We start from the raw sequence: 25,281 nt of genomic DNA, 5'->3' as shown, positions 1-25,281 counted from the left end.
CGGATTTATTGATTAAATAGTGATTAACTACACTGCAGGAACTGAAATATAGGTTCCCTGGCTTGTTTCTGAGCCAGCACCCCAAGGTGCTGCATTGAACCAAGCCGTGGTGCAATTGCTACCGGTGTAGCCGTTTTGAGTCTGCCAAGCGCCTGGGACGCCACCTTTTACAGTCTTGCTTGGTGAAATGCAGATGACTGCCTGTCCGATAAACCGTCCAAGTTCAAATACCGGACCGCCATTTAATTCACGACCCGGAACATCTTCAGCGATATTGGTTTCGTCGACAGTATGCTGCGTGCTCAGATCAGGGCGTGGCGTCAGGTCAGGATCAGTTTCCCAGTAAGCAGGCTCACCAGGATCTCCGTCACCTGTTTTGATGAACTTGCATTGTTCCTTATCCGTACCCCAGAACGGAAGCGACGAACCTGTACCATTGTAGGCTGCGCAAGCACCCTGAGGTTGACCTACCTCTTCGCAAGATGACGAGTTGTCATTACCTTGTCCGTTGCCGAAATCGCAGTTTATGTAATAGCCCTGCACTGGTGTGGGAGGAGTGCCAGGATAATATGTCTCCGTCGCCTGACTTACCTCACATTTATAAGAAAATGTCGTGGTGGTCGAATAGTCAGCGGTGAAATTATACTCGCTCTTGGACCAGTCTTTCCGGCCAGAGACCTCCTTGCCGAACATATTGACACTTCCGCCAACGCGATATGGTTCACCTTCAATCGTGTTTGCGGACAGCGTGAATATGCCTGCTCCAACGACACTCGCAGGGTCAATCACGCGCGAATTTGGTACTTCCGTGGTCGGACCGTTTACCGAGCCAAGTTCTACAACGACCGTGCTGTAAACAGGCGTACCGTCACGAAGAGATCCGCCTCCTAACGCACCGAGATCAGTTGCGCATCTGGCTGCCATCGCAGCCTCTGTTGTGCCTGACGGCGTGATTGCAAATGCAGGTGTCATCATTGCGGGTGAGAGAGATGATCCGCACAGTGCGATCATCATTAAGATTTTTGCTTTTTTCATGTCCTATTCCCCATCTTGTTGGGCGTAGCTCTTTTAAAAAGTACGCCAGTCAGTCGAGATCAGGGGTATTCCCCTTGAGTCGCAAACCCGGATTAGTTAATACAACATTAACTTTGACAATGCGAGTCATTGCAAGTTGACGCCTCAAAATGGGACAGTATTTTGTAAGATATTTACTAGTAATGAAGTAATGTTTACTTTGGTGATATTATTTATATACTTTTAGTTATATAACCATAGTAGAAATAAAAAGCGCTGTGGCAGCAAAGTTTATTATGTTTTCGGGGCGGTTTTGACAGAAGGACTGTTAGCGCAACATCCCATCCAAGCGATCCATGTTATCCAACTTAGAAGCGTCAGCGCAGAAGACGGATAAGCAGCATACTTCGCACCCGCCTGTTAATCTTCGCGCTGGAAGCAGAACGGCAATTCCATTTGGTTCCGCTTTTGGTGTAGCCGGAGGCTGCACCAATCTCCAATTGACAGTTTAGACGTTTACCTTAAGCCACCTGCAAGAGGTGGAGCTTATGATAAAACGCGTTATTCTGGCCAGTCTGTTGACGGCGGTGGGGCCAGCTTTGCCAGCATACGGTCAAAGCACACTGGTTCCTGTTACGGCAGGGCAAGAGGATGGCAAGATCATCCTGACAATGCCACGTCAGAATGCTGACGGTATTGCGGGTCGTTTTCTGTATGTCGCCCAGATTGAAACCGGGATCGGATCCTCTGCAACGGGTGTTGACCGGGGAGCGCCTTTGCGTAACGGCATCATTCGCTTCAGGCGCGCCGGCGCCAAGGTGATAGCTGAATTGGAAAATACGACCTTTGTTGCAACGTCTGGTTCAGCTGCACAAAAGGCGTCAGTTGCCAACAGCTTTACGAATGCCACATTGTGGGTGGGTGACATCACCTCTACCGAAAAGGACGGTAGCTTCAAATTTGATTTTGCGCCCTTTCTGGCGATGGATCATTTCGGTTTTGCGCAAGGCCTTGGCGAGGGATATTCGTTGCTTGCCAACCGATCTGTCGCTGACCCGGCCAAAGTGCGTATGTTTCCCGACAATGTTGAATTCTCCGCGCTTTTAAGCTTTACCGCAAACAGGCCACCGCCAGAACTGCGCAATGTGTCGCCAACGGGCGCTGACATTTCTTTATGGGTGCGTCATTCATTGGTGCGTTTGCCTGTCATTCCGATGCCCGTGCGGCATGATCCATATGATTATATCATCAACGTACCTCAATATGACTTTTCCGTACCGCTTGGGCGTTCCATGCTGCGCAAGGTCGCGTTGCGGCACAGACTTGAAAAAACTGACCCGAATGCTGCACGTTCGCGGGTTAAAAAGCCAATTGTCTATTATGTGGATTCTGCTGCGCCGCCAGCGATCCGGCAGGCTTTGTTGGACGGTGTGGGTTGGTGGGCCGAGGCATTTGATGCGGCCGGTTATATAGACGCTTTCCGCGTGGAGGAGTTGCCAGCCGACGTCGATCCATTGGATATGCGCTACAATGTCGTGAACTGGGTTAACCGGGCGACGCGGGGATGGGCCTATGGTTCAAGCATCATTGACCCGCGCACCGGCGAGATACTCAAGGGCAGCGTGATGCTCGACTCTTTGCGCGCGCAGCAGGACGTACTCATTTTTCAAGCGCTGGTCGGCGCAGGACTATCCGACAGTGGGGACCCCAGTGACCCCGTTGCCGCCGCGCTCGCGCGGATCCGGCAGCTTGGCGCGCATGAGGTTGGTCACACGCTTGGCTTTCAACACAACTTCGCATCCAGTACACAATCGCGTTATTCGGTTATGGATTACCCTGCACCGCGCGTGACCCTGACAAATGGCAAGATAGATTTAAGCGACGCTTATGGTGTGGGTATAGGTGAGTGGGACAAGTTCACTACGCGATATCTGTATGCCGAAACCGACGAAGCTGCGCGCCTTATGGCACAGGACGCGCAGGCAAAGGGTTTCCGGTTCGTTTCCGACAATGATGCGCGCCCAATATCCACAGGCAACCCGGAAGGTGCCCTGTGGGACGATTATGCCGATCCGGTGGCTGAACTTGGCCGCGTTATGAAAGTGCGCGAAGCAGCGCTCGCGCGCTTCAATGTGGATGCGATTCCTGCCGGGCAGGATCTTGCCAGTCTGCGGCGAGCGTTCGTTCCGATCTGGATGCTGCACCGTTTCCAGATTGAGGCAGCCGCCAAAACGCTTGGTGGCGTGACTAGCCCAAGCGCGCTCGCGGGTGACGCGGTGCAGGTAACAAATGCTTCGGCAAGCGCGCAAATTGCCGTGTTGGATGCGCTTTTGAGTGCTTTGTCAGTTGAGGCGTTGACCGTTCCTGCGCGTCTTCAACCAATATTATCCTATGCCCAAGGGGACGACGGCGATTATGCAACGCAGATTGAAATCATGCCCACGGCGGGCGGACCAGTATTTGACAGTTTGCGTGCAACGGAAATTGGGGCTGTCCATGTTCTCGATAGCTTGCTTGACCCGCAACGGCTTAACCGGTTGGAAATGCAGCATGCCAGCACGTCTGCCATACCGTCGCCAGTGGATGTCATTGGGCGACTAATCTCTCAAGCGGATTCTGTCGCTTCGACGGGTGCGGTTGGCCGCAGGATTGCGACGACCATTGCGCTGGATTTGGCGAGGACAGCGCGCGAAAAGGGCCTAGCACGCTCAATCGCCATGCAGTTGAATGGAAAGCTGTTGGCGTGGAGCAAGCGTCTGGCGTCCAGCCGCGGTTCGGACGCTGAGGCGGAATGGCGACGTGGGCTTGGTGCATTATTGTCGGATCAAACGGCGCTGGCCGCGGCGGTTAACGACCGGACACTTCTCCCCACGGTTCCGCCAGGGATGCCCATCGGGTGATCTATTATGCCGATTTAATGTTAACCCACGAAGGCGCGCTCAAGCACATATGTGCCAGGGTGTGAGTGCGCGCCTTCGATAAAGCCAAGGGCCTCAAGCTGAGCACCTGTCTCCTTTATCATGGCCATGCTGCCGCAGAGCATCACGCGGTCTATAGCTGGATCCAAAGGATAGTCCCCACAGGCAATACGTTCCGTAATCCGGCGATTTTCATGGATCCAGGTTGGACATTTTGTAACCGATTGATCGTAAGAAAGCTGTTGCTTGGCCTCGGCCGCGACGAGTGGATCATTGGCCAGCTGGCTTTCCAGCAGATCCCGATAAGCCAGATCCTCAATTTGCCGGACGGTGTGTTGGACGGTGATATGTTCAAAACGCTCATAGATTTCAGGGTCACGAATGATCGACATCCACGGCGCGAGCCCCGTGCCGGTGCCAATCATGTGGAGGCGCTTGCCTGGGATAAGGGCGTCCATGGTCAACGTGCCGGTCGGCTTCGCGCCTAGAAGGATTTCGTCGCCATGTTTGATTTTGTACAGGTGGCTGGTGAGGGGACCATCGGGAATGATGATGCTTAAAAACTCCAGTGATTCCTCCCAAAATGGCGACACTATGGAATAAGCACGCATCAATGGCTTATCGTTTACCATGAGACCCAGCATCACAAACTGGCCACTGACAAAACGAAAGGAAGTGGGTCGCTCTACCGAAAAAGAGAATAGGCCCGTGTTCCACTGATGAGTGGTGAGAACTTTGACTGTGGAAAACGCCATGACATCCGATCCAGATTGGGCGGTCATTTGGACGCAAGTTGCCCGTTTTCACAATAAGCATTTCTTTTGAGCGAAAAAGAGGGCCTTCATTCGCCGCTGTGGGGCATCTGCGGCCAGTTATTGTCGGGCGGCTACCAGATCCAGAATGCAAGTGCGACGAAGCTGACTAATATAAAGGTCATAACCAGCAGCTTTTTGATGAAGCCGCTTTTGTTATACCTTAGTTCGGAACGAATACCCATTTCCGCAGGGATGTTAAGAATTCGCCCGCGTAGCAAATCAGTAATTATGCCTTCGACCACATTAATTCGATCTGCGCCTAGCAGGATCAACCAGTGGAGCCAGTTGGACTCACTCCAACGAAACGCCCTCCGGCGCAACATGCCACTTAGGCCTTTGGGCGGGGTGGATGTGCCGACGACAGCAGGTTGACGTAAATGCTCGATCGATTGCAGGATTTCGACATGGGGCTGTTGTACCGGAGGACGGCTCCATTGGCGCGTCAGGCCTCTGTCCCCCAATTGATTTCGGATCGGGTAGGTAGGGTCGTTATTGGGGTCGGCATCAATACCCCAACCGATGATTGCTGACGTGTTTGCGAGAAAAGGACTAAGGCTTTTTACAGGTATGTTCATGTAGGTTTCCTACTGTTCGCCACTTGGCAACAACACAGGTTTGATGCAGCCATCAAGTTTTGCTGCGAAGATATGATATGCGTCAGCGACATCGGCGAGGGGGACCCGATGCGTGATCATCGCTTTTGGGTTGATGCGGCCAGTACGCACATGTTCGATGAGACGCGGTAACAGGCGTTTGACTGATGCCTGATTTGCACGGATCGTTAGCCCCTTATTCACCACATTGCCGATGGGAACCATGTTGCCGGTCGGGCCGTACACGCCGACGATTGAAACAATGCCACCCTTTTTCACTGAATTTATTGCCCAATGAAGCGGGATGGCCGAGCCAGCCTGAAGCTTAAGTTTTGTACCGAACAATGTATGGAGGAAATTGCCTCTGGCATCGCTGCCCACGGCGTCGATTACGACATCAGCACCAAGGCCGTCAGTCGTCTTTTTCATAAACAGAACGACATCGTCGATCTCTTTGAAGTTATAAACCTCTGCTGGACAATAGGTTCGTGCAAATTCAAGCCGGTAATCCAGCATATCAAACACAATCACGCGACCAGCGCCGAAAAGCCATGCGCACCGCGCGGCCATTATTCCAACCGGTCCGGCACCGAACACGACGACGGTATCACCCCTTTGAATGCCGCCCATTTCGGCTGCCTGATATCCGGTGGGCACAACATCCGTCAACAATACTGCATCGTCCAAATCCATCCACTCAGGGATAATATGAGGACCCACATCGGCATAAGGCACACGAACATATTCTGCCTGGCCGCCGTCATAACCGCCGCCGGTGTGGGAGTAGCCAAATATGCCGCCGACCGCCGTAGCCTGCGCATTGGATTCATGACAATTTCCGAACAGTCCTTGCTTGCAAAAATGACATTTACCACAGGCAATATTGAAAGGTACAAGAACGCGATCGCCCGTTTTGAGATTCTGGACGTCGGGACCGACTTCCTCGACCACGCCGCAAAACTCATGTCCAAATGTCATGCCCACGCGGGTGTCGGGCACTAGTCCGTGATAGAGATGGAGGTCGGAACCGCAAATGCACGACCGTGTGACGCGAACAACAGCGTCTTGCGGATGTAGGATTTCCGGCATCGGTTTTTCTGTAAGGCGGACCCGGTAAGGTCCGCGGTAATCCATTGCCAACATGTGTGCTCCTTTGTGACATGGCAACGGAACCCCACATTCGATGTTCCGGAGAAACGGCAATAAGGGCCAGCTTGTGCGAAAGGTGGGGTAGGGCCCCGAACGGGAACAATGATGAACTTTCGATGTTAGCTGTCCGGACACATCGCCTGCGAATCCTCCCGTTGTTGGTATGGTGTGTCCACCCTTTTCCAGCTCAGGATATCTCACATGACCGAACATTATCAGTTACTGGAAGATCGCCAGAATAATGAATGGCAGTTGCTGCGTCAGGGTGCAGGATACATTGAAAGTATATTTCTGACTTTGGATGATGCCATCAAGAGGCTTCCTGATGCAGTGGGAAATAACAACACAATTGTGACCATATTTGACTCCCAAGGTTCGCGCCTCGGTGAGCATGTGGTCGATCGCTCCAACTAGTCTGTTTAACCTTAGCGCTATTATTCTTCGGTCGCGGGATACCCTCCCGCGGCTTTTCCGCTTTGATGCCCCCGGATAGTCTAAAAAGAAACCGCCGCCAGATTTGTGTCTGACGGCGGTTTAACGACGGCTTGTTTATGAGGGTAAGTTAACTTCTGACCATGAAAGGTGTTTCGGCTTCACCGCCAATGCTGCCTTCATTTGACGCGTTTTCTTTCTTTAATGACGCATCTGCCTTTTCAAGCAATTCGTCCTTCTTTTCGCGGACCATCGATCCCACCTGCTCGGTTTGCTCGCTAAGCGTATGACGGGCTTTTTGTCCTATCGTACCTAAACTGTCTTTTTCTTGCCGCGTTACCGGCAAGACCGAACCAAAAGCAGCGCCGATGGCTGCGGCCAATATGCCGCCAACCAGGGGGTTAGCATCATACAGATCCTGCGTTTTGTGCGCGGCCAATTGCGTTTTGTGTTTTGCTGACTCGCGTAGATCAGTCGAAGTATTCGCCCATGCACGTCGCTTCTCGCGGAATTTTTCTGACATGGCGTCCAGACGTTGACGGAAGGTGTGTTCGTCTTCGTCATGTCCCCGTTCAACCATGAAGAAGTTGGACCGGGCAGTGTCCCGGCGACGTTGGTATGCTGCATCTTCTTCATCGGGATGCCGTTCAATGGCCGACATATGCGAAATATAATCGCCATGGCTTGCAGTGAATCTGTCGCTGCTCTGCTTCGGCATTTTGGGCGTTTTGGACCCGATTGATGGCATTGAGGGCAGTTTGGCATCATTGTCGCTCACGAGCCAGATTGCTCCAGCGGCGATCAGCCCAAGCGCGACGGGGTTGCGTCGAGCGCCGTCAAGCAGCATGCGTGCGTCAACATTGCTTTCATCGGCTTTATCAAGCAGGGCGTTAAAGACGTTTTTGATGCTCAACTGGTCGCCAATTCTGTCAACAGTTGAACTCATATTTTCTTGGGTGCGGCGGATCTCGCGCTCAATCGCTGCAGGATCGTCATGTTTCGTCGTTGTCATATTTCTATTCCTTTATAGCTCGCCACGAACAGCGTCGGGCGTACGTTGAAGGGTGCGTTGTGTGCGGTCGGGAGCGAGATTTGTTGCATTCATTTTTGCAGCGGCGCTGCGATAAAGAATGAACGCAAGCACAAGGGTTACGGCCCCAACGATCAGGGTCGCTAGACCTAAGTTGTCAATTGCGTCGGCAAGCAGGTAAGCAAGCCCCATCAATACAACGCCGAGACCTGAGATGCCCACAACGGCAGCCCCGATTAACCCGGTAGCTGCAGTCTTAATGTCGCTGGCTGATTCCCGAACTTCAGCTTTGATTAAACTGAGCTGCTGATCGGCAAGGTGCGTACCTTGGTTGACCAGATCGCGAAGCAGGTCGACGATGTTGTCGCTCTCGCCCACATGGGTGGTGGGCTTTATGCCAGCCGTTGTACCAGGGCTCTCCCCTGGCACGACGCGTCTGTCGAGATCATTCATACAAATTCTCCACGTGGCATATTTGGGTTAATCTGACTGCCTCCCATTGTGGTATCGGTTGTCATCGTGGGTATCGGCTCAACGCCTGACACGGCATTCAATTGCGTCGGGCTTTGTTCGTCACTGCCTGCTTTAAAGACTCGAGCGGCGGCGAACCCTACTGCGGCGCAAGCGCCAAGAAAGGTCCCTGGCGAGCGTTTCGCAAATTCACTCACCTGAGTAACCATTTGACGGCTGTCGTTCTGGTCCAGTGTTTCGGCAAAGGATTTGACCTGTTGTGCACCCTGTTCGAGCGCAGACTTAAGCCAAGACGGCGCATTAGCATCCAAACCTTCGACGGCGCGTTCGATGGTTGAAGAAACGGCTTGCACTTGAGTTACTGCATCGCCTTTGCGTGCATCGACTTCACTATGGAGTCGATCTACGGCGGTTGAACCAACGTTTTTAGCATCGGACAGAAGTTCGGCGCCAACGGGTTTTGCGGTTTCGGATTGTGGCTGCATGATTGGCCCTTTCTAGTTTGTAGGTAAATTAGGAATGGCGCTGCGCTGTGAAGGTTCCTTGAGAAAATGAATATCGTTCACGGTTCACAGCGCGCTAGCAAGCTTTCACCTGATGCTGTTGAGCCGCGTAATCGAGCTCGGACTATTACGCCGAGCAACCCGGTCGCCTTTGTGACAATTATATTGCAATACATGTCATATAAGTGTAATATTTGTCGTATGAGGAGATGTGTTATGAAACTGCTTGTATTGTCCGCAGTTGTTATTGGATCGACCTGGGGCGTTGCGCACGCGGAGCCCAGCCGTGAAGTCGCTTATCCAAAAGGCTCGATTGGTTATGAAGCGCTCATACGTGGCGATAACGAACGAGCGGTTACTGAAATCATGACAAGCGGTCTGGTGAGCAAGCACGATCCGGCGAAGTTGTTAAATCTTGGCCGCGCTTATGCCCGCATGGGCCGGACTGATGAGGCGGCGCAAATGTTCAGGACGGCAATGCTAAGCCGGGAAAATGTCGAATTGGTCCTTGCTGACGGCCGTGTGGTGAATTCCAAAGACGTTGCGCGTCAAGCCTACGCCAATTTGCAGACGCGTATGGCGGCCCGATAAATAATCTAACTTCAGAACTTCACAAAGACGACTGTATTAAGGCGAGCCAACGGTTCGCCTTTTTTTGCATGCCTGAGGCATGGGCTACGCACCACTGCGCAATGTCACGAGATTGACGCAAAACATTCTTTCAACTGCAATGTGAAAAGCACAGCCGTGTCACAGGGGGCTTCTATTCGCCGCAAGGTCAACGGGTGGGGCCTTATGTTGATTCGTCGCTGGTCCGTTGCATCTGCCTATAATCGGGCAAGTCATAATTGTTGCGGAGAATGAGAATGTTAGACCCTAAATTGCGCGGAATCGTGTATGCGACAGCAGCCGCCGTCCTTGTTACTGGCTGTGGCGCAGACGATATCGCGTCGCCAGGCACCGGCGGTAACATCACCATTAATAACCCAGCTGCTCCACCGCCTCCGCCACCCCCACCACCGCCACCGGCCACTGTTGCAGCCGCGACTGGTTGCCCTACTATTTCTGACCCGCAAGGCCTCACGGACAGTGGCACAATTTCAGGCCCAACCGGCACTTACCGCGTCTGCACTTTGCCTGCGCAAATCAACACGAGCATATCGCTGCCTAAGGTAGCCGGATTGCTATACCGTTTAGGTGGCCGCGTTGATGTTGGCACCGATCAAGGCGCTTCATCAACCAATACTGCGGTTACGTTGACTATCGCGCCGGGCGTAATTGTCTTTGGGGGAACTGGTGTTTCCTGGCTTAACGTCAACCGCGGCAACCGGATCAATGCCGTGGGTACCGCCGCGCTCCCTATCATATTCACCAGCCGTGATAATGTTTTGGGCCTGAATACCGACAACTCCATTGGCCAGTGGGGCGGTGTCGTCCTAAATGGTCGCGCTCCTGTCACCGATTGCCTTGCACCAGCGGCCACACCTGGCACCGTCGCTTGCGAACGTCAGGTTGAGGGCGCAGTCGATCCGGCACGTTATGGCGGCGCGAACTCTGCCGACAACAGCGGTCGAATGAGTTACGTACAGATCCGTTATTCCGGCTTTGTGCTTTCCGGTGACTCAGAACTTCAGTCGCTTACGACGGGAGGCGTAGGTTCCGGTACAGTGCTAGACCATATCCAGTCCTTCAATAGTTCAGACGATGCAGTCGAATTTTTCGGCGGCAGCGTGAATATGAAATATTTCGTGGCAGTTGGCGCGGATGACGACAATCTCGACACTGACACCGGCGTCAAAGCGAATATCCAGTATATGATTGCCGTGCAGCGTCCAGGGGCTGGCGATTCGATGATTGAAGCCGATTCGGACAATGCGCTTGATGGCAACTTGCCGCGTCAGAATACCCGACTAGCAAACTTCACTTTCATCCAACGCGCCAATATCGGGAATCTGTCGGCGATCTTGCTGCGTGGGGGTACCGATTATTCGCTGGTCAACGGCGTAATTGTCAGCCCGAACACGTCATGCTTGCGCATCAGCCGCCCGCAGACCATTTCGGCGACAGTTGACCCCAGCATCGATGAAGCCGGCGCGCCTTTGGTCCGCTCCGTCGTCGCGCAATGTGGCACGCCAGCTTTCCGGGGTTCGAACGGGGTATCTGAGGCAGACGTTGCAGCAGTATTTGGTTCCGGCAGCAACAATAACAACATCGCGTTCACGCCAAGCCTGACTTCGTTATTCGTAAATGGTGCAAATGAAACGGCCGTCACCGCCTTCAACGCAAGCACGCTGAACGCGTTCTTTGATGCAACAACCTATGTCGGTGCGGTTCGCGATGCCAACGATACCTGGTATGCGGGTTGGACCTGCAACAGCGCAACTGCCACTTTTGGCACAAGCGTCACCGGTCTTTGCACGTCGCTCCCTACCTTTTGATAGCCGATAGCTAATTGGGGGTGGGATGCAGGCTTTGCCAGGCGTCCCACCCCTTTTTTAAATAAGAAAAAGGGAATAAAAATGTTGAAGCCATTGGGGGCAATCAGCCTGTTGCTTGTAACGTCCGCGCTTGCCTCGCCTGCGATGGCATTAGTGCAAAGTGCCGAGGCAGCGGAAACCGAAGCGAATGAAGCAGCAGAGCCAACGCCGCAGAGCGCCGTAAACACTCCAGAGCGACCGGCTGAAGAAGAAGTTGATGTCTCGATCGGGGGCGAAGAAATCGTCGTGCGTGGGTATCTTGACCGGAATATTTCAAAAAATGCCCCGCAAGTTGTGTCAGTGCTGTCCGCAGCCGATATTGAACGGACCGGGGAGGGCGATATTGCTGGCGCGCTCTCGCGGGTGACCGGCTTGAGTGTTGTTGGCGGCGGCTTCGTCTATGTGCGTGGATTGGGCGATCGCTATTCCCTTGCTTTGCTCAACGGTTCGCCCCTACCAAGCCCCGAACCCCTGAAGCGTGTGGTTCCGCTGGATCTCTTCCCGACAAGCGTAATTGCCTCGTCGCTGGTCCAGAAAACCTATTCAGCGAACTTTCCGGGCGAATTTGGCGGGGGCGTTATTAACCTCACCACTAAGGCTATTCCGCGCGAAACATTCCTTACCGTTAGCTCTGACGTTAGCATCAACAGCGAAACAACCAATCAGCTTGGCTATACATATTATGGCAGCTCAATGGATTGGAGCGGCTTTGACAACGGAAGCCGTGATTTGAAGCCCGCACTTGCGGCCTATCTCGCCAGCGGCCAGCGTATCAGTGCTGGCGGCGTTGATACCCAAGCCATTGCCAGCCAATTGGTGACGGGCCGCAACGCCGTCGTGCAGCGTGATTACAACTTGCCTGCAAATGGTTCTGCGAACATCACCGGCGGCACCAATTTTGAAATTGGCGATGACGCCACCATGGGCATTTTGTTTAATGCTGGCTACAGCAACAGATGGCGCACACGTGACACGTTGCAGCAAACAGCGTCGACGCTAGACCTTAGCCAGAAAGAACTCGATTTTCAGCGGGTCATTACCGACAACCGAATTGTCGTAAATGGCCTTGTTGGATTTGGCATCGAAGCGGGCGAGCAGAAGGTCCGGTGGACAAATGTTTTCATCCGCGACACGCTAAAGCAAGCCCGTCTTGGAATTGGTACACGCCAAAATCTGTCACCAACTGCAACCCTGTTGCAGCAGGATACTGCCTGGTATGAACGCCAGCTCGTGAATTCGCAGCTTGTCGGTGAATTTAAGCTTTCACCAGACGTCAATTTCAGCTTCCGTGTTGGTTATGCCAATTCGAAACGAGAAGCTCCGGACGAACTCAGTTTTGAATATTATCGCAGCAACCAGGCGTCCGATCCCTTTGGTCAGGTTTTTATTAACCGGCTTAACAATGGTCAGCAAGGCAGCGCGGAGGTGAGCTATTCCTACCTCAACGAAAATTTGTGGTCAGGCAGCGTTGACCTGTCGGCCAAGATCACGCCAGATATCACGGGCGCGATTGGCTATGCTTATTCAGACACAAAGCGTCGCACCGAGCGTCGCGACTTTTTGTTCACCGCTCCGGGCGGTACGCCTGTCGTCTCTGCGCTGTTCCGGCCGGATTTTCTGCTTCAGCCTGACGTCATCAATTTCTACAACATCACACTGACCGACACGAATGAGGCCAACCCGGTTTTTGATGCCGGATTGCTCACCCATGCGGGATATGGCCAGCTCCAGGCGTTTATAACGCCGGAACTAAGCTTGAACATAGGTGTTCGCTACGAAACTGCGACACAGTCGGTTGCTCCGGTACAAGTATTCAATGTACCAACAGCGTCGCTGGCTTCGACGAGCCTGGACCGGGCATATTGGTTGCCAGCCGCGACGTTGACGTGGGACATAACCGACCAAATGAAGTTCCGGCTGAGCGGCTCCAAGACTATCGCGCGTCCGCAGTTCCGCGAGCTGATATTCCAAAATTACTACGACACAGATTCCAATCGTCTGTTCCGCGGAAACCCATTGTTGACCGACAGCCAGTTGTACAATGCCGAGGCCCGATATGAATGGTATTTTGACCGCGACCAACGGTTCACCATCGCTGGCTTTTTTAAACGGATAAACAAGCCGATTGAGTCTTTTTCAAGCTTTGACGACAACTCGGTCGTGACCAGCTTTGCCAATGCACCCCAAGCGGACCTGTACGGCGTAGAGATTGAAACGCAGAAATTTTTCGATTTGTCGGGTTTGGGTGAGAAAGGGTTTTTCTCAACCCGCCGGGCAATCGTTATCGCTAATTACACTTACACGCAGTCGAAACTGAGTGTGAAAGCAGGCGATCCGGTTGCAGTGTTCAACTCGTCGTCCACAAGCGCACTCGATTTCTTCACTGACGGTTCGCCATTGACGGGGCAATCGGACCATTTGGTCAACTTGCAGCTTGGTTTTGAGGATACCGAGCGCCTGTCGCAGCAAACTATCTTGTTCACTTATGCCACCGAGCGTGTCACGAGCCGTGGCGCATCGGGGCAGCCCGACATTAAGGAAAAACCTGGCATTCAACTGGATTTTGTTGCTCGCGAAGGCTTCACCGTGGGCGGGAAGGAAGCTGAACTAAAATTTGAAGTTCGGAACCTGACCAACACCAGATATCAGGAATTGCAAGAAAGCGGAGAGAACAGAATTTTTTACAACCGCTTCAAACAGGGCATAAGCGCTTCGATAGGCGTCGAAATTACCTTTTAACGGATTTACCCCCGCCAGACTTGCGGCGACATATTTGGGTACAAATGTGTCGCCGTAATTTTGTACCTCGTCTGTTGCTATGTGTAATTCGTCACGAATCTGTCATTTTAACTTCACTTTTAAGTCACAGCGGCGTCTTAGTTCCGCATCATCGGGCGGATTCGCTTAGGAGGTCGTGTGGCAATATCGTTGGCTGAAAGGGTTAAGGTGCAATCGCATCGGCTGACGTCGGTGCCACTTGGCAGCTTAGCTATTGTCTTGCTTGGCATTTTATTAGCGGTTCAGGTAGCGCGGCTATTTTGGGTCATTGTCACGCCAATCGGTCCAACTACGGGCTGGCGGGCGCCGTCGGTCAATATAGTGCCGCCGTCGGCCCGGTTTTCGCTGTTTTCTGGCTTCGACCCGTTTTATCGTAACGACTCAACTGAGACGGCAACGCAAAATGTTACAGCCCTAAGCCTCGTCCTTTTTGGTGTTCGTGCAAATGAAAGTTCTGGTGGAGGTTCAGCGATTATCGCGGGCGATGACGGCGTTCAGAACAGCTTCGGGGTCGGTGAAGAGGTTGCCCCCGGAGTAACGCTCGATTCCGTTGCCTTTGACCATGTCATTTTGTCGAGAGGCGGGGTCAAGGAATCGCTTTATCTTGATCAATCGGTGCCCGCCGAAACGGTCGGCCCGTCAGGAAACATGCCGCAAGCTGGAGCGTCCGCACTGGGCAGTATTGGGGGGTTGAATGCTGACAACTTACAAAAAGCCATCGGTTTTGCGCCACGCAATGAAGCGGGCAGGGTAACGGGCTTTGTTCTCCAACCCCGCGACGATGGGACGATGCTTCGCCTTGCTGGATTTCAAGCTGGCGACGTAGTTGTCTCCGTCAATGGCCGGCCAGTTTCCTCTGCGGCCGACATTGCTGCTCAATTGAGGCCGGGAGCCCGTGTGAGCGTTGAAGTCGAACGCGGCGGCTCCAAGATTCCCATAGCTCTAAATTTGGAACAACAGTGATCCGTAAATTTTCCTTATTGTTGGCATGCAGCGCGTTGGCCTTTGCCAACCCGTTGGCTGCGCAGCACACGCTTAATGTGCGAGACGCTGATATTCGTGCGTTTGTGCAAGACGCCGCGCGGGTCACAGGCCAGACTTTCATCGTGGATGGCCGAGTAACGGGTAAGGTTTCCGTTGTGACCGACAGACCATTGTCGCGGTCGGAATATTTTGAGGTGTTTTTGTCAACACTACGCGCCAATGGCCTTGTCGCCATCCCTATTCGGGGAGGTGGCTATCGCATTCAGCCCTCTGATGGTGCTGCAACTCAACCCACTCGCGTTGGCAGCCGAACCGCCGCCGCCAGCCAGTTTGTTACCGAAGTTTTCCGCTTGCGTTCAATTGATGCCACCACTGCTGTGGAAACATTACGCCCACTCATCAGCCGTGAAGGCTCGCTGACGGCAAACCGTAGCGCGAATAGCCTTGTGGTCGCAGACTATGCAGACAATATCCGCCGCATCCGTGATCTGCTTCGCCAGATCGACCGCGATAGCGCAGCCACACAGATAGTTACCCTGGACAATGCAGGGGCCCGCGAAATCGCAACCGCGTTACAGGGGCTAGCAGGCCAAGGCGGGGGCGAGGGTGGGCGGTCACCCGTATCGATCGCTGCTATCGACAGCAGTAACGCAATTGCCCTGCGTGGTGATCCGACGTCTGTGGCCCGCTTTGTCGCCATGGCGAAACAGCTTGATGCGCGGGCGCAATCGGGTGCGGAAATCCGGGTCTACCGGCTTGAACATGCCAATGCTGCTACATTGTTGGAAACTGTGCAATCGCTTATCGGTGGCCAAAATGGCGGATCACAGAACAACAGTGTGCCACCTATGTCCGCTCCCGCGGCCAATGGTGGACAGGCGCCAGTAGCAGCACCGATTGCCGCAACTTCGTCAGGGACGGGCGTCAACGGCTTTGGCGGACGGGGTCCAGTCGTCGTAACGCGTTACGAAGGTACCAATGCCCTAATTGTCGCCGCCAATCCTGAGGTGCAGCGAACGTTAGGCGAACTCATTCGGCAACTTGATACCCGGCCTGAACAGGTTTTAGTCGAGGCGATCGTTGTTGAAATCGGGAATGAGGCTGCAAAAAAGCTTGGCGTTCAATTTTTGGTTGGCGGCAAAAACGCGCCTTTTGCGGCGACAAATTATTCCAACGCAACCCCCAACATCCTTACCATCGCTGGCGCTATCGGCGCCGAAGAACTGACGCGTACAACAACAACGGTCAATGGAAACACAACGACTACGTCGACGAACAGCGCCTTGGGTGACAGCCTTCAAGAGGCTGCTGCGGCGTCGATATTAAGCGCAACAGGAGGTTTCGGCGGCTTTGCGCTCGACATTGGCAGGAACGCCATATTTGGCACGATTATTAACGCGATTGCCGCTGATACTGAATCCAACCTTTTGGCGACGCCGCATATTGTGACGTTGAACAACCAAAAGGCGAAGTTTCTTGTCGGCCAAGAAGTGCCCGTAAGCACAGGCGAGCAATTATCCGCCAATTTCGAAAATGCTTTCCGCACGGTGCAAAGGCAAGAAGTCGGCATAAAGCTTGAGGTAACACCGCAGGTAAACGCGCAGGGTGACGTCAAATTGTTCCTGAAGCAAGAAGTGTCGAGTGTCGCTGGTCCTGTTTCTTCCCGGTCAAGTGACCTAATTCTCAACAAGCGCGAATTTGAGACGACGCTGACCGTCGGCGACGGCCAGTTGCTGGCGATTGGTGGCTTGCTGAACGATGACGAACGACGCACAATTGAACGCATTCCTTTGCTAAGTGACATCCCAATCATCGGTGAATTGTTTAAATCGCGCAGCCGTAGCCGAAGCAAGACCAATTTGATGGTGTTCATCCGGCCCACTATCTTGCGCAGCCGTGAAGACGGTGACCGGTTGACGGCGCGGCGATATGATTATGTCCGCGATATGCAGCGCGTTCGCAATCCGGATATTGAGCCGAGCATCGATGAGCTGCTGCGTGATTATATGGGCGCGGTTCCTCCAACGGAACCAAGTCCCCGTGCAAATGACATCATGATCGGAGCGGACGGAAATCTAACCCGGCTGCCAGCAGGAGGTCCGCTTCAGCCCGAGGCGGTTCCGCCAAGCGCCGTCGTCAACGGGGACGGTCAATAATGACTCGACCGGGGGGAGCATCGGAGCAGGAGAGCGTCACACGCTCCGGCCCCGGCGCATCTGTTACAGTTGACCAGATCACCCCATTGCTCGATTTGCCTTATGCGTTTCCCACGGCCCAGGGACTGGTTTTACGGCAGGAAAGCAACGACCGTATGATCGTCGCCATGCGAGAGGGTGCCGATCCGCTTATGTTGCTTGAGGTGCGGCGTTATCTCGCAATGCCTTTCGACGTGGAAATGGCGGATAACCAGACATTTGATCGGTATCTGTCGCACCATTATGCGATGGACGGCAGCGCCGCAGCGATGGCCGGGTCAATTGGTAATAATGACAGCGATTTATTGTCTGATATGTTACCGAGTGCAGACGATTTGCTAGACAGCGCAGATGACGCGCCCGTGATCCGATTAATCAATGGTATCATCGCCGAGGCCGTTCGCCAGGGTGTTTCGGACATTCACATTGAGCCTTATGAAACGGGCCTCGTCATCCGCATGCGCGCCGATGGTGTTTTGCAAGAACGGCTTCGGTTGCCTGCTAATGTCGCACCGGTGGTCGTCAGCCGCATAAAGGTGATGGCACGTCTGGACATCGCAGAGCGCCGCATACCGCAGGACGGGCGGATAGGCCTGACTCTTGGCGGCAAGATGGTAGATGTGCGGGTATCCACCTTACCCAGTCGCGCAGGCGAACGCGTCGTTATGCGTATTCTTGATAATGAAAACGCCGGAATTTCTTTGGATCTGCTTGGTATGTCCGAAGAGACGCTAAAGATTTTGCGTGAAGCGCTAGCCGAACCGAACGGTATCATTCTTGTCACGGGACCGACCGGTTCCGGTAAGACGACGACGCTCTATGCGGGCCTGAAGCGTCTGAATGATGGTACACGCAACATCTTGACCGTCGAAGATCCGGTCGAATATGCAGTCGAAGGCATCGGCCAGACGCAGGTGAATTCCAAGGTCGGGATGACTTTTGCGGCTGGATTGCGTGCCATATTGAGACAGGATCCCGATGTCGTGATGGTCGGCGAAATTCGGGACCGAGAAACAGCTGATATTGCCGTTCAAGCCGCACTTACGGGGCACCTCGTGCTCACGACGGTCCACACCAACGACGCGCTAGGTGCAATTACGCGGATGCGCGATATGAAGGTTGAACCGTTCCTGCTTGCATCGACCTTGCGTGCGGTCATTGCGCAACGGCTCGTCCGTCGTTTGTGCCCGGTTTGCCGCCAAACGGTTCAGGCGGATGGCAATGCCGCGTCCCTGCTTGGTTTTGATAAGGGTACGGCCGTATACAAGGCTGTTGGCTGCCCTGAGTGCAATAACACGGGGTATCAGGGGCGCATTGGGGTATTTGAGGCGGTGCGCGTAGACGACACCATCCGTCGCTTGATAAATGATGGAGGCGATGAAGCCATTTTGGCCCGTCACGCGTTTGTGAACCAACCCAATCTGAGTGCCGCCGCGCGCAAATTGGTGCGAAGCGGCGAGACGACGCCGGAGGAGGCCATTCGCATTTCACGCCGTGAAGACATAGTTGATGCCTGAGTTTGCATATCACGCCATTGACCCTGACGGACGCGAACGGCGTGGCCGGATCGCCGCAGCCAATGATGACCGGGCACGCGAAGCGTTAATTTTAAAAAAGCTCTATATCGTCAGCGTGGCACCAGCGGAAGTGCGGGCATCCCCATTAACCGGTTTGCCGTTCAAGCGGCAGGCGCGGTTAAATACAAAGCAATTGACGTTATTCACGCGGCAGTTATCGTCATTGGCGCAGGTTTCGCCGTTGGAAGAAGCTTTGCGGACGATCAGCCGTCAAAGCGAACAGGCGCACGTGCGGCAAATCTTGACCAAAGTGCATGCAGGCGTTGTTGAAGGCCAAAGGCTGTCGGAGGCTATGCGGCGCGAGAGCAACAGCTTTCCGGCGTTGTACCGCGCAATGATCGCTGCGGGCGAAGGGGCAGGGACTTTGCCGCTGATTACCGAGCGGCTCGCAGTGTTGTTAGAACGACAGGCGGAAATGCGTGGCAAGCTGATCGGCGCGCTAGCATATCCTGCAATTCTGTCGCTCGTCGCGATCTTGGTCGTGATGGGTTTAATGGTGTCCGTGGTTCCGCGAGTCGTTGAACAGTTTGACAATGTCGACCAACAATTGCCTCTGATCACACGGATTGTGATTGGCATTTCCGCGTTTTTGGCAGATTATTATTGGGTGCTTATCGTCATTGCCTTTGTGGGCGCGTTTCTGTTTACGCAAGCGCTGAAACAGCCAGCGTTTCGCTTGGTTGTTGACCGCAATGTCCTTCGCATTCCGCTGCTGGGAAAGCTGTTACGCAATCTGCACGCTGCGCGCATGGCACGCACATTGGCAACGATGGTCGCCAGCCGGTTGCCGTTGTTGGAGGGATTGCGTCTTACCGGAGGGACCATTCGCAACAAAGTATTGGCCGAAGCGAATGACCAGATCGTCGAATCCGTGCGCAGCGGCGGCAGTCTTTCAGGCGCGATGCGCACCAGCGGTGTGTTTCCGCCTCTGCTGGTTTATCTCACCGCAAGCGGTGAAAGCGCTGGTCAGCTTGATGTGATGCTCGAACGTGCGGCCGAATATCTCGAGCGCGAATTTGATAACTTCACCAGTACAGCACTAGCTTTGCTAGAGCCGCTCATCATCGTCGCGATGGGCGGGGTGGTGGCGCTCATCATATTGGCGATTTTGCTGCCCATTCTCCAACTTCAAAACCTGACGGGACTATAGTCATGCTCCGCTTATTCTATTATCTGCTTACGGACACAAGCCGGCCACCGCTCAAATTCAGCCGAAAGACCAATAAGGTCCAGCAGAACGGATTTACCCTTGTCGAAATGATGGTGACATTGTTTATTTTGGCATTGTTGACGACGGTTGTCGCCATCAATGTGCTGCCTAATCAGGATAAGGCAATGGTGCAAAAGGCGAGGGCGGATATTGCCGTTTTGGGGCAAGCATTGGAAACCTATAGGCTTGATAACCTGACATACCCCGACGCCGGTGCCGGCCTGCAAGCTTTGGTCACGCCGCCTGCCTCAAATGGAATGCGGAGCGAAGGTTATATCAAAAAATTACCAATGGACCCCTGGAATCGCCCATATCAGTATAGCATGCCTGGAAAAACCGGCGCCTTTGATGTCTATTCTCTAGGTGCCGATGGCGCGCCCGGGGGCGAGAATGAAAATGCCGATATTTACGGGGACTAAACGCTCAGCTCAATATGTTACGCCCGATCATGAGCGCGGCTTCACCTTGACGGAATTGATGGTCGTGCTGTTTATAATCGGGATTGCCAGCGCCGCCGTTGTTATGACCGTACGCTCACCGGAACGAGGAGTGCGCGATGAAGCCGAGCAGTTTGCCGCTCGCGTTGCCGCGCTGAGAGATCACGCAATCTTGCAATCCCGATCAATGGCGGTGACGGTTCGTCCGTCTGGTTACGGCTTTGAGGCGCGCAAGGATCGCAGTTGGACTTCCCTGACAGAACCGCCGTTCTCAACGACGGAATGGCAACGTGGCACAACAGTCGATCTGTCCGACGCACGGCAGATACGCGTCGCGTTCGATAGCACCGGAATGCCATCCAGTGCGGCAAAAATAGTCATCAAACATGATGATGCAGCCGTTACACTAATGCTTTCGGCCACCGGCGATATCCGTGTTGTCCGCTAATCCCCGGTCGCAGCAAAACGGCTTTACGCTGTTGGAAATCATGGTTGCTTTGGCAATCTTCAGTCTTGCGGCGTTGGCGATGGTCCGTTTGCAGGGTTACTCTGTGCGCTCAACCGCGAATTTGGGCGATAGCAGCGTGGCTTGGCAGGTGGCACGCAATGTCGCCGTAGACATTCTTTCTAACCCTGCGTCGCCGACGTTGGGAGAAACGCGCGGCGAAGACATGAACGGAGGCCAAAATTGGATGTGGACTGCAACGGCGAGTTCGACTGATGATAGCCGTCTGGTTACCGTAGATATTGTCGTCGCAGGCACCGGCAGCGCTGCTCTGCGTAGGGCCCGCCTGACTATTGCAAGGCCAGTTGAGCAGTGAGCCAAATGCGCAGTTCGGAAGCCGGTTTTACACTAATTGAATTATTGGTGGCGCTCGCGATTTTCGCTCTCATCTCGGTCGCCGGGGTCATGTTGTTGCGCTCGGGCAGCGACACGCAGATTGCGGTCAAGAATCGTCTTGAGGAAATGTCGCTGTCGCACCGATTGTCTAACACTTTAGAAGCGGATTTGGCGCAGGCCATCGTCCGTCCCGTTCGCGATCAATCCGGGCAGCCAATTCCGGCCTTTGTGCAAGGCGATGGGCAGACTGCCGGAGCCTTGTTTTCCTTCGTTCGGTCAGGGTGGTCCAATTTCGATGGCGCGCCACGGGCGGGGCTGCAGCGCGTAGCATATGTGCTGGAAGATGGCGGGCTAAAACGTTTAAGCTGGCCCATGCTTGATGGGTCCACTCCTGTTGACGCCGCGATATTGTTGGAAAAGGTGGTTTCTGCGCAAGTAGCATATCGCGATGACACGGGGGTTTGGCGCGACGACTGGACGGCCACTGATGCCAATGCGTTGCCACGTGCCGTCTCGTTGCGCATAACTGTGGAGGGCAAGCCCGAACTGCGCATGTTGTTTTTGGTCGGACCACAGACACGCGTTGATCCGCCCAGCGTTGAGACCGGTGCGCCAAGATGAAGTATGTGACGCCCTCGGAACGGGGCGCCGCCTTGCTGTCGGTATTACTTATGGTAGCGGTGCTTGCGGTGATCGCAGCGACCACACTTGACCGGCTTACATTGTCCAGCAAACTGTCATCAAATGGCAACGCGCTCGCTCAAGCGCGTATGTTTACGTACGCGGCCGAGGCGATTGCTGCGGCGCGAATAGAGGATCTGGTTGCCCGCGATGCCGCGCAAACCACGCTAGCCGGCGACTGGCTAGGAAAACAACAGTCCATCCCCATCCCGGTTGGCTCTGCAACAGCCATGGTTCGTGATACGGGAAACTGTTTTAATCTGAATAGCCTCGTGACTGAGACTGATGGGCGATACCTGGCGAGTGCGACGGGCATGACCCAGATGACATCCCTGATGGTTAGTTTGGGCACCGATGAGAATGTCGCGCGCGCAGTCGCTGCGGCTGCCGCGGATTGGGCGGACAGCGATATGATGCCTGTTGCAAACGGCGTTGAAGATGAGGGCTATCGCTCGGAAGCAACGCCGTACCTGGCTGCGAACCGGCCCTTTGCGCATCCCAGCGAACTGCGCGCCGTCAAAGGCGTAAACAACGCCATTTATGCAAAGCTACAGCCCTGGATATGCGCGTTGCCCGAATTGGTTCTGTCTCGACTTAACGTTAACACGCTGTTGCCTGAGCAAGCGCCATTGCTCGCAATGTTGTTTCCGCCTGGCTCGATGAACCTTGCCATTGCGCGTAGCCATCTCGCCAAGCGGCCATCAAGTGGCTATGGCAGCCTCATTCGATTCTGGGCGGCGCCCGAACTTGCCGCTCTCGAGCCGTCTTCTCAGGTGCAAGGGCAGGTAAAACTGACGAGCAATTATTTCCTTTTGACCACGCAGGTGACTTTTGGCGAACTGACGCTGGCTGGCCAGTCGATGATTGTGGCATCCCCTGCGCCTGCGCGTGTTATCTGGCGCAGTTGGGGAGAAGATGAATGACATTGTTTGTCACCACATTTCCCACGACGGAACGGGATGACCCTATGGTGTACCGCGTATCCGAAGGCATATGGCAAGATTCAGTCATATTGTCTGAATTTGTGCCGTCGGTTGCGCACATGACAGTGATGGCTCTGGTCCCGCCTGAAGATGTCCGATGCAACTGGTTCACGCTACCTGATCTTGAATCGCGTCAGGCCTTGGCCGTGGCGAAGCTACGCGCAGCCGAGCAATCCCTTGGCCTTGTGCATTGCTGTGCGGGACTTGATTACGACGCGACCATTGCCACCGCGACGATCGCACCTGACGTCATGCAGCGAGGGCTCGACCGGCTGTCCGCGCGCGGATTGAATGCAGATATCGTGATACCTTTTGGATTGGTTGTAAACACTGGTTCGGATGGCTTTTTCGTCGCTCAGATGGACGGTATGGAGGTCGTGAGAGGGCCGGGTGTTGCCTTTCCTAACGAAACGGTATTGCGCAACCTTATAGTCGGCGACGAAAAGATAAATCTAATTGATGCCGATGTCCTCCGATCGATGTTGCTGGCCGCAAGCGCGGCGCCTGTGCTCAATTTGCGCGAAGGCATGTTCGCCAAAACGGAAAGAACAGTTTGGACAACCCCAGAGCAGCGCGTCTGGATCAGGCGGCTTTTGACTTCGCTCCTCATTGTGACAATCATGTTGACCTTCGTGACGTTGGCAAAATACTGGACCGCGACGGCGTCTGAAAACGAAACAGCACTTGCAGCGGCGCAAAAGGTTGATCCAGCCATCACGGACATCAATCAGGCGGAAAGTGCCCTTGGCGCATCCCTTTACCGACAAGGCAAAAAGCAAAGTAACTTTGCGCCATTGTCGGCGGCATTGTGGCGCAGTGTGAAGGTCTCGCCGAACGTGTCAGTCCGCGAAATGCGTTTTGCGTCGGACGGTATATTGACAGTGGTCATTGCTGCACCGACGGCAGATAACATTAATAAGACACTCCTGGCCATTCAGCAAGACGGGTTTCGCATCACAGCAATGCCCCGGCAGGACAACAGCGGATCGACGTTGGTCGATGTGACGGTGAGGATGCCATGATAGCTGCCTTTCGTTTATGGTTCGCAGCGCTTACCCAGCGCGAGCAGTATTTGGTGGGGGCTGCCGGTGTCCTGACCGCTCTGATCGTAGCTATTTTCGGGATAGCCATGCCTGTTTATTCAATGATTGAAACCGCTGCGCTGGAACATGACGAGGCCGTTCAACGACGCGGGCGAATTGTGGCGACAGTTGACGCTGCGCTGACACCGCAGACGGTGCGGGGTTCGGCTGTTGCGACGGATATTGATTTGGTGGTTACACAAGGTGCCGCAGAAAAGGGCTTTGATCTTGTCAAATCGTCCAATGCCCCGCGGGGTCAAATAAGCTTTAGAATCGACCAGGCTCGCGCGCCGGCATTATTAGCTTGGCTGACTGAACTTGAGGCGCAGAATGTTGTTGTACGCAGCGTAACCTTGCGTTCGGGGGCCAATGGCAGCGTCACAGTCGACGCACAAATGCAAATGGCAACGCCATGAAACGGCGGGTTGTTATCACGTCGGTAGTGATGCTCGCAATTGCTGCTGTCATCTTCATGCCCTTACGAGCGATAATGGGCGCCGAGGGCGTCGCGGTGCGAAAAGCGGAAGGCATAATTTGGGATGGGGCAATACGTGATTTGACCATCGGCAAGTTGCCCGTGGGGGATGTAAACGCGCGGTTGCTATTCTGGCCATTATTCCTTGGCCGTGCCGAGATTATGATATCGCGCGGCGATGCCGCTTTTGCGCCAGGCATATCCGGTTCGGTTTCGCGCGGCATTGGCGGTGTGTCGATTAACAACCTGTCTGCGACTTTGCCGGTTGGTTCGCTCTTTGCACCCTTTCCGGCAGAAACTATTCAGTTTGAGGGCTTTCACGCGCGCTTCGCTGCTGGCAAATGCATTGATTCAGGGGGCCAAGTGCGGCTGACTTTGTCGGATAGTGTTCCGGGGCTGGGCTTGCAGAATGGCATGCTTGGCCAGCCACGCTGTGACGGCGCGCGGTTGTTACTGCCGCTGATCAGCCAATCTGCCATGGAACGGGCGGACATTCGTCTGTCGGCTGATGGCTCTTATACTGTTACCGTTACGCTTGATGCCGGTCGGGGCGATCAAGCGGCAATGTTAAATCTCGCCGGGTTCCGACCCGTGGCTGGCGGCTACCGGTTTGTGCAAAAGGGCAAGTTCTGAGCA

24 protein-coding genes are annotated in these 25,281 nt (G+C 54.2%); 17 read left to right on the top strand and 7 right to left on the bottom strand.

Going from position 1 to position 25,281, the window contains the following annotated elements; translation table 11 throughout:
* Window positions 1-27: 27 nt before the first annotated feature.
* Window positions 28-1,035, bottom strand: coding sequence for a hypothetical protein (locus tag ACK4S7_RS00910; RefSeq protein WP_409643546.1), 1,008 nt, complete (start codon window positions 1,033-1,035; stop codon window positions 28-30).
* 527 nt (window positions 1,036-1,562) lie between these two features.
* Here ACK4S7_RS00910 and ACK4S7_RS00905 point away from each other — a divergent pair.
* Window positions 1,563-3,914: a zinc-dependent metalloprotease gene (locus ACK4S7_RS00905; protein ID WP_409643544.1), complete on the top strand. Its 2,352-nt coding sequence runs from the start codon at window positions 1,563-1,565 to the stop codon at window positions 3,912-3,914.
* 20 nt (window positions 3,915-3,934) lie between these two features.
* Here ACK4S7_RS00905 and ACK4S7_RS00900 read toward each other — a convergent pair whose 3' ends face one another.
* From ACK4S7_RS00900 to ACK4S7_RS00890, 3 genes are all read right to left on the bottom strand, one after another.
* Window positions 3,935-4,714: a ferredoxin--NADP reductase gene (locus ACK4S7_RS00900; RefSeq protein ID WP_409643542.1), complete on the bottom strand. Its 780-nt coding sequence runs from the start codon at window positions 4,712-4,714 to the stop codon at window positions 3,935-3,937.
* Between the two features lie 104 nt (window positions 4,715-4,818).
* Window positions 4,819-5,322 carry a hypothetical protein gene (locus ACK4S7_RS00895; RefSeq protein ID WP_409643539.1) on the bottom strand — a complete coding sequence of 168 codons (504 nt, stop codon included), beginning with the start codon at window positions 5,320-5,322 and terminating at the stop codon, window positions 4,819-4,821.
* A gap of 9 nt (window positions 5,323-5,331) precedes the next feature.
* A complete protein-coding gene (locus ACK4S7_RS00890) occupies window positions 5,332-6,483 on the bottom strand; it encodes a zinc-dependent alcohol dehydrogenase (protein WP_409643537.1) in 1,152 nt (383 codons plus the stop codon).
* Between the two features lie 207 nt (window positions 6,484-6,690).
* On the opposite strand from ACK4S7_RS00890, the gene ACK4S7_RS00885 reads away from it, so the two are divergent.
* Window positions 6,691-6,903 carry a hypothetical protein gene (locus tag ACK4S7_RS00885; RefSeq protein WP_409643535.1) on the top strand — a complete coding sequence of 71 codons (213 nt, stop codon included), beginning with the start codon at window positions 6,691-6,693 and terminating at the stop codon, window positions 6,901-6,903.
* 148 nt (window positions 6,904-7,051) lie between these two features.
* Here ACK4S7_RS00885 and ACK4S7_RS00880 read toward each other — a convergent pair whose 3' ends face one another.
* The 3 genes from ACK4S7_RS00880 to ACK4S7_RS00870 are packed head-to-tail and all read right to left on the bottom strand — an operon-like array spanning window position 7,052 to window position 8,907.
* The gene (locus ACK4S7_RS00880) at window positions 7,052-7,933 is read right to left on the bottom strand and encodes a DUF3618 domain-containing protein (protein ID WP_409643533.1); all 882 of its coding nucleotides are present in this window, start codon (window positions 7,931-7,933) and stop codon (window positions 7,052-7,054) included.
* Window positions 7,934-7,945: 12 nt separating this feature from the next.
* Window positions 7,946-8,404, bottom strand: a complete 459-nt coding sequence (locus ACK4S7_RS00875) for a phage holin family protein (protein ID WP_409643531.1) — start codon at window positions 8,402-8,404, stop codon at window positions 7,946-7,948.
* The gene (locus ACK4S7_RS00870; RefSeq protein ID WP_409643529.1) at window positions 8,401-8,907 is read right to left on the bottom strand and encodes a hypothetical protein; all 507 of its coding nucleotides are present in this window, start codon (window positions 8,905-8,907) and stop codon (window positions 8,401-8,403) included. The genes ACK4S7_RS00875 and ACK4S7_RS00870 overlap by 4 nt, the downstream gene beginning before the upstream one ends.
* Window positions 8,908-9,141: 234 nt before the next feature.
* Between ACK4S7_RS00870 and ACK4S7_RS00865 the strand changes: the two genes are divergently transcribed.
* The 15 genes from ACK4S7_RS00865 to ACK4S7_RS00795 all read left to right on the top strand — a co-directional run bounded on the left by ACK4S7_RS00865 (window position 9,142) and on the right by ACK4S7_RS00795 (window position 25,278).
* Entirely contained in the window at window positions 9,142-9,516 is a 375-nt protein-coding gene (locus ACK4S7_RS00865) for a tetratricopeptide repeat protein (RefSeq protein ID WP_409643527.1), read from the top strand.
* Between the two features lie 275 nt (window positions 9,517-9,791).
* Window positions 9,792-11,363 carry a hypothetical protein gene (locus tag ACK4S7_RS00860; RefSeq protein WP_409643524.1) on the top strand — a complete coding sequence of 524 codons (1,572 nt, stop codon included), beginning with the start codon at window positions 9,792-9,794 and terminating at the stop codon, window positions 11,361-11,363.
* A gap of 81 nt (window positions 11,364-11,444) precedes the next feature.
* Complete coding sequence (locus tag ACK4S7_RS00855) at window positions 11,445-14,141, top strand: TonB-dependent receptor domain-containing protein (RefSeq protein WP_409643522.1); 2,697 nt, start codon at window positions 11,445-11,447, stop codon at window positions 14,139-14,141.
* 189 nt (window positions 14,142-14,330) lie between these two features.
* Window positions 14,331-15,143, top strand: a complete 813-nt coding sequence (locus ACK4S7_RS00850; RefSeq protein ID WP_409643520.1) for a type II secretion system protein N — start codon at window positions 14,331-14,333, stop codon at window positions 15,141-15,143.
* Window positions 15,140-17,320: a type II secretion system secretin GspD gene (gspD, locus tag ACK4S7_RS00845; protein WP_409643518.1), complete on the top strand. Its 2,181-nt coding sequence runs from the start codon at window positions 15,140-15,142 to the stop codon at window positions 17,318-17,320. Before ACK4S7_RS00850 ends, gspD begins: the two co-directional genes overlap by 4 nt.
* Window positions 17,320-18,876, top strand: a complete 1,557-nt coding sequence (gene gspE, locus ACK4S7_RS00840) for a type II secretion system ATPase GspE (RefSeq protein WP_409643516.1) — start codon at window positions 17,320-17,322, stop codon at window positions 18,874-18,876. Before gspD ends, gspE begins: the two co-directional genes overlap by 1 nt.
* Entirely contained in the window at window positions 18,869-20,086 is a 1,218-nt protein-coding gene (gene gspF / locus ACK4S7_RS00835) for a type II secretion system inner membrane protein GspF (protein ID WP_409643513.1), read from the top strand. The genes gspE and gspF overlap by 8 nt, the downstream gene beginning before the upstream one ends.
* Window positions 20,083-20,565: a type II secretion system major pseudopilin GspG gene (gspG, locus tag ACK4S7_RS00830; RefSeq protein WP_409643638.1), complete on the top strand. Its 483-nt coding sequence runs from the start codon at window positions 20,083-20,085 to the stop codon at window positions 20,563-20,565. The genes gspF and gspG overlap by 4 nt, the downstream gene beginning before the upstream one ends.
* Window positions 20,537-21,031, top strand: a complete 495-nt coding sequence (locus ACK4S7_RS00825; protein ID WP_409643510.1) for a GspH/FimT family pseudopilin — start codon at window positions 20,537-20,539, stop codon at window positions 21,029-21,031. Before gspG ends, ACK4S7_RS00825 begins: the two co-directional genes overlap by 29 nt.
* On the top strand, window positions 21,021-21,404 hold the full coding sequence (gspI, locus tag ACK4S7_RS00820; RefSeq protein WP_409643508.1) for a type II secretion system minor pseudopilin GspI: 384 nt from the start codon (window positions 21,021-21,023) through the stop codon (window positions 21,402-21,404). Before ACK4S7_RS00825 ends, gspI begins: the two co-directional genes overlap by 11 nt.
* Window positions 21,405-21,409: 5 nt before the next feature.
* A complete protein-coding gene (gene gspJ, locus ACK4S7_RS00815; RefSeq protein WP_409643506.1) occupies window positions 21,410-22,045 on the top strand; it encodes a type II secretion system minor pseudopilin GspJ in 636 nt (211 codons plus the stop codon).
* The gene (gspK, locus tag ACK4S7_RS00810) at window positions 22,042-23,028 is read left to right on the top strand and encodes a type II secretion system minor pseudopilin GspK (protein WP_409643504.1); all 987 of its coding nucleotides are present in this window, start codon (window positions 22,042-22,044) and stop codon (window positions 23,026-23,028) included. The genes gspJ and gspK overlap by 4 nt, the downstream gene beginning before the upstream one ends.
* Window positions 23,025-24,110, top strand: coding sequence for a hypothetical protein (locus ACK4S7_RS00805; protein WP_409643501.1), 1,086 nt, complete (start codon window positions 23,025-23,027; stop codon window positions 24,108-24,110). The genes gspK and ACK4S7_RS00805 overlap by 4 nt, the downstream gene beginning before the upstream one ends.
* On the top strand, window positions 24,107-24,586 hold the full coding sequence (gspM, locus tag ACK4S7_RS00800; RefSeq protein ID WP_409643498.1) for a type II secretion system protein GspM: 480 nt from the start codon (window positions 24,107-24,109) through the stop codon (window positions 24,584-24,586). The genes ACK4S7_RS00805 and gspM overlap by 4 nt, the downstream gene beginning before the upstream one ends.
* On the top strand, window positions 24,583-25,278 hold the full coding sequence (locus ACK4S7_RS00795; RefSeq protein ID WP_409643496.1) for a type II secretion system protein N: 696 nt from the start codon (window positions 24,583-24,585) through the stop codon (window positions 25,276-25,278). Before gspM ends, ACK4S7_RS00795 begins: the two co-directional genes overlap by 4 nt.
* Window positions 25,279-25,281: the final 3 nt, after the last annotated feature.

This window comes from Sphingorhabdus sp. (assembly GCF_046292425.1).
Lineage (GTDB): Bacteria > Pseudomonadota > Alphaproteobacteria > Sphingomonadales > Sphingomonadaceae > Sphingorhabdus_B.
Note: the sequence above shows the minus strand (reverse complement) of the source record. Positions and strands in the feature narration are given on the sequence as shown.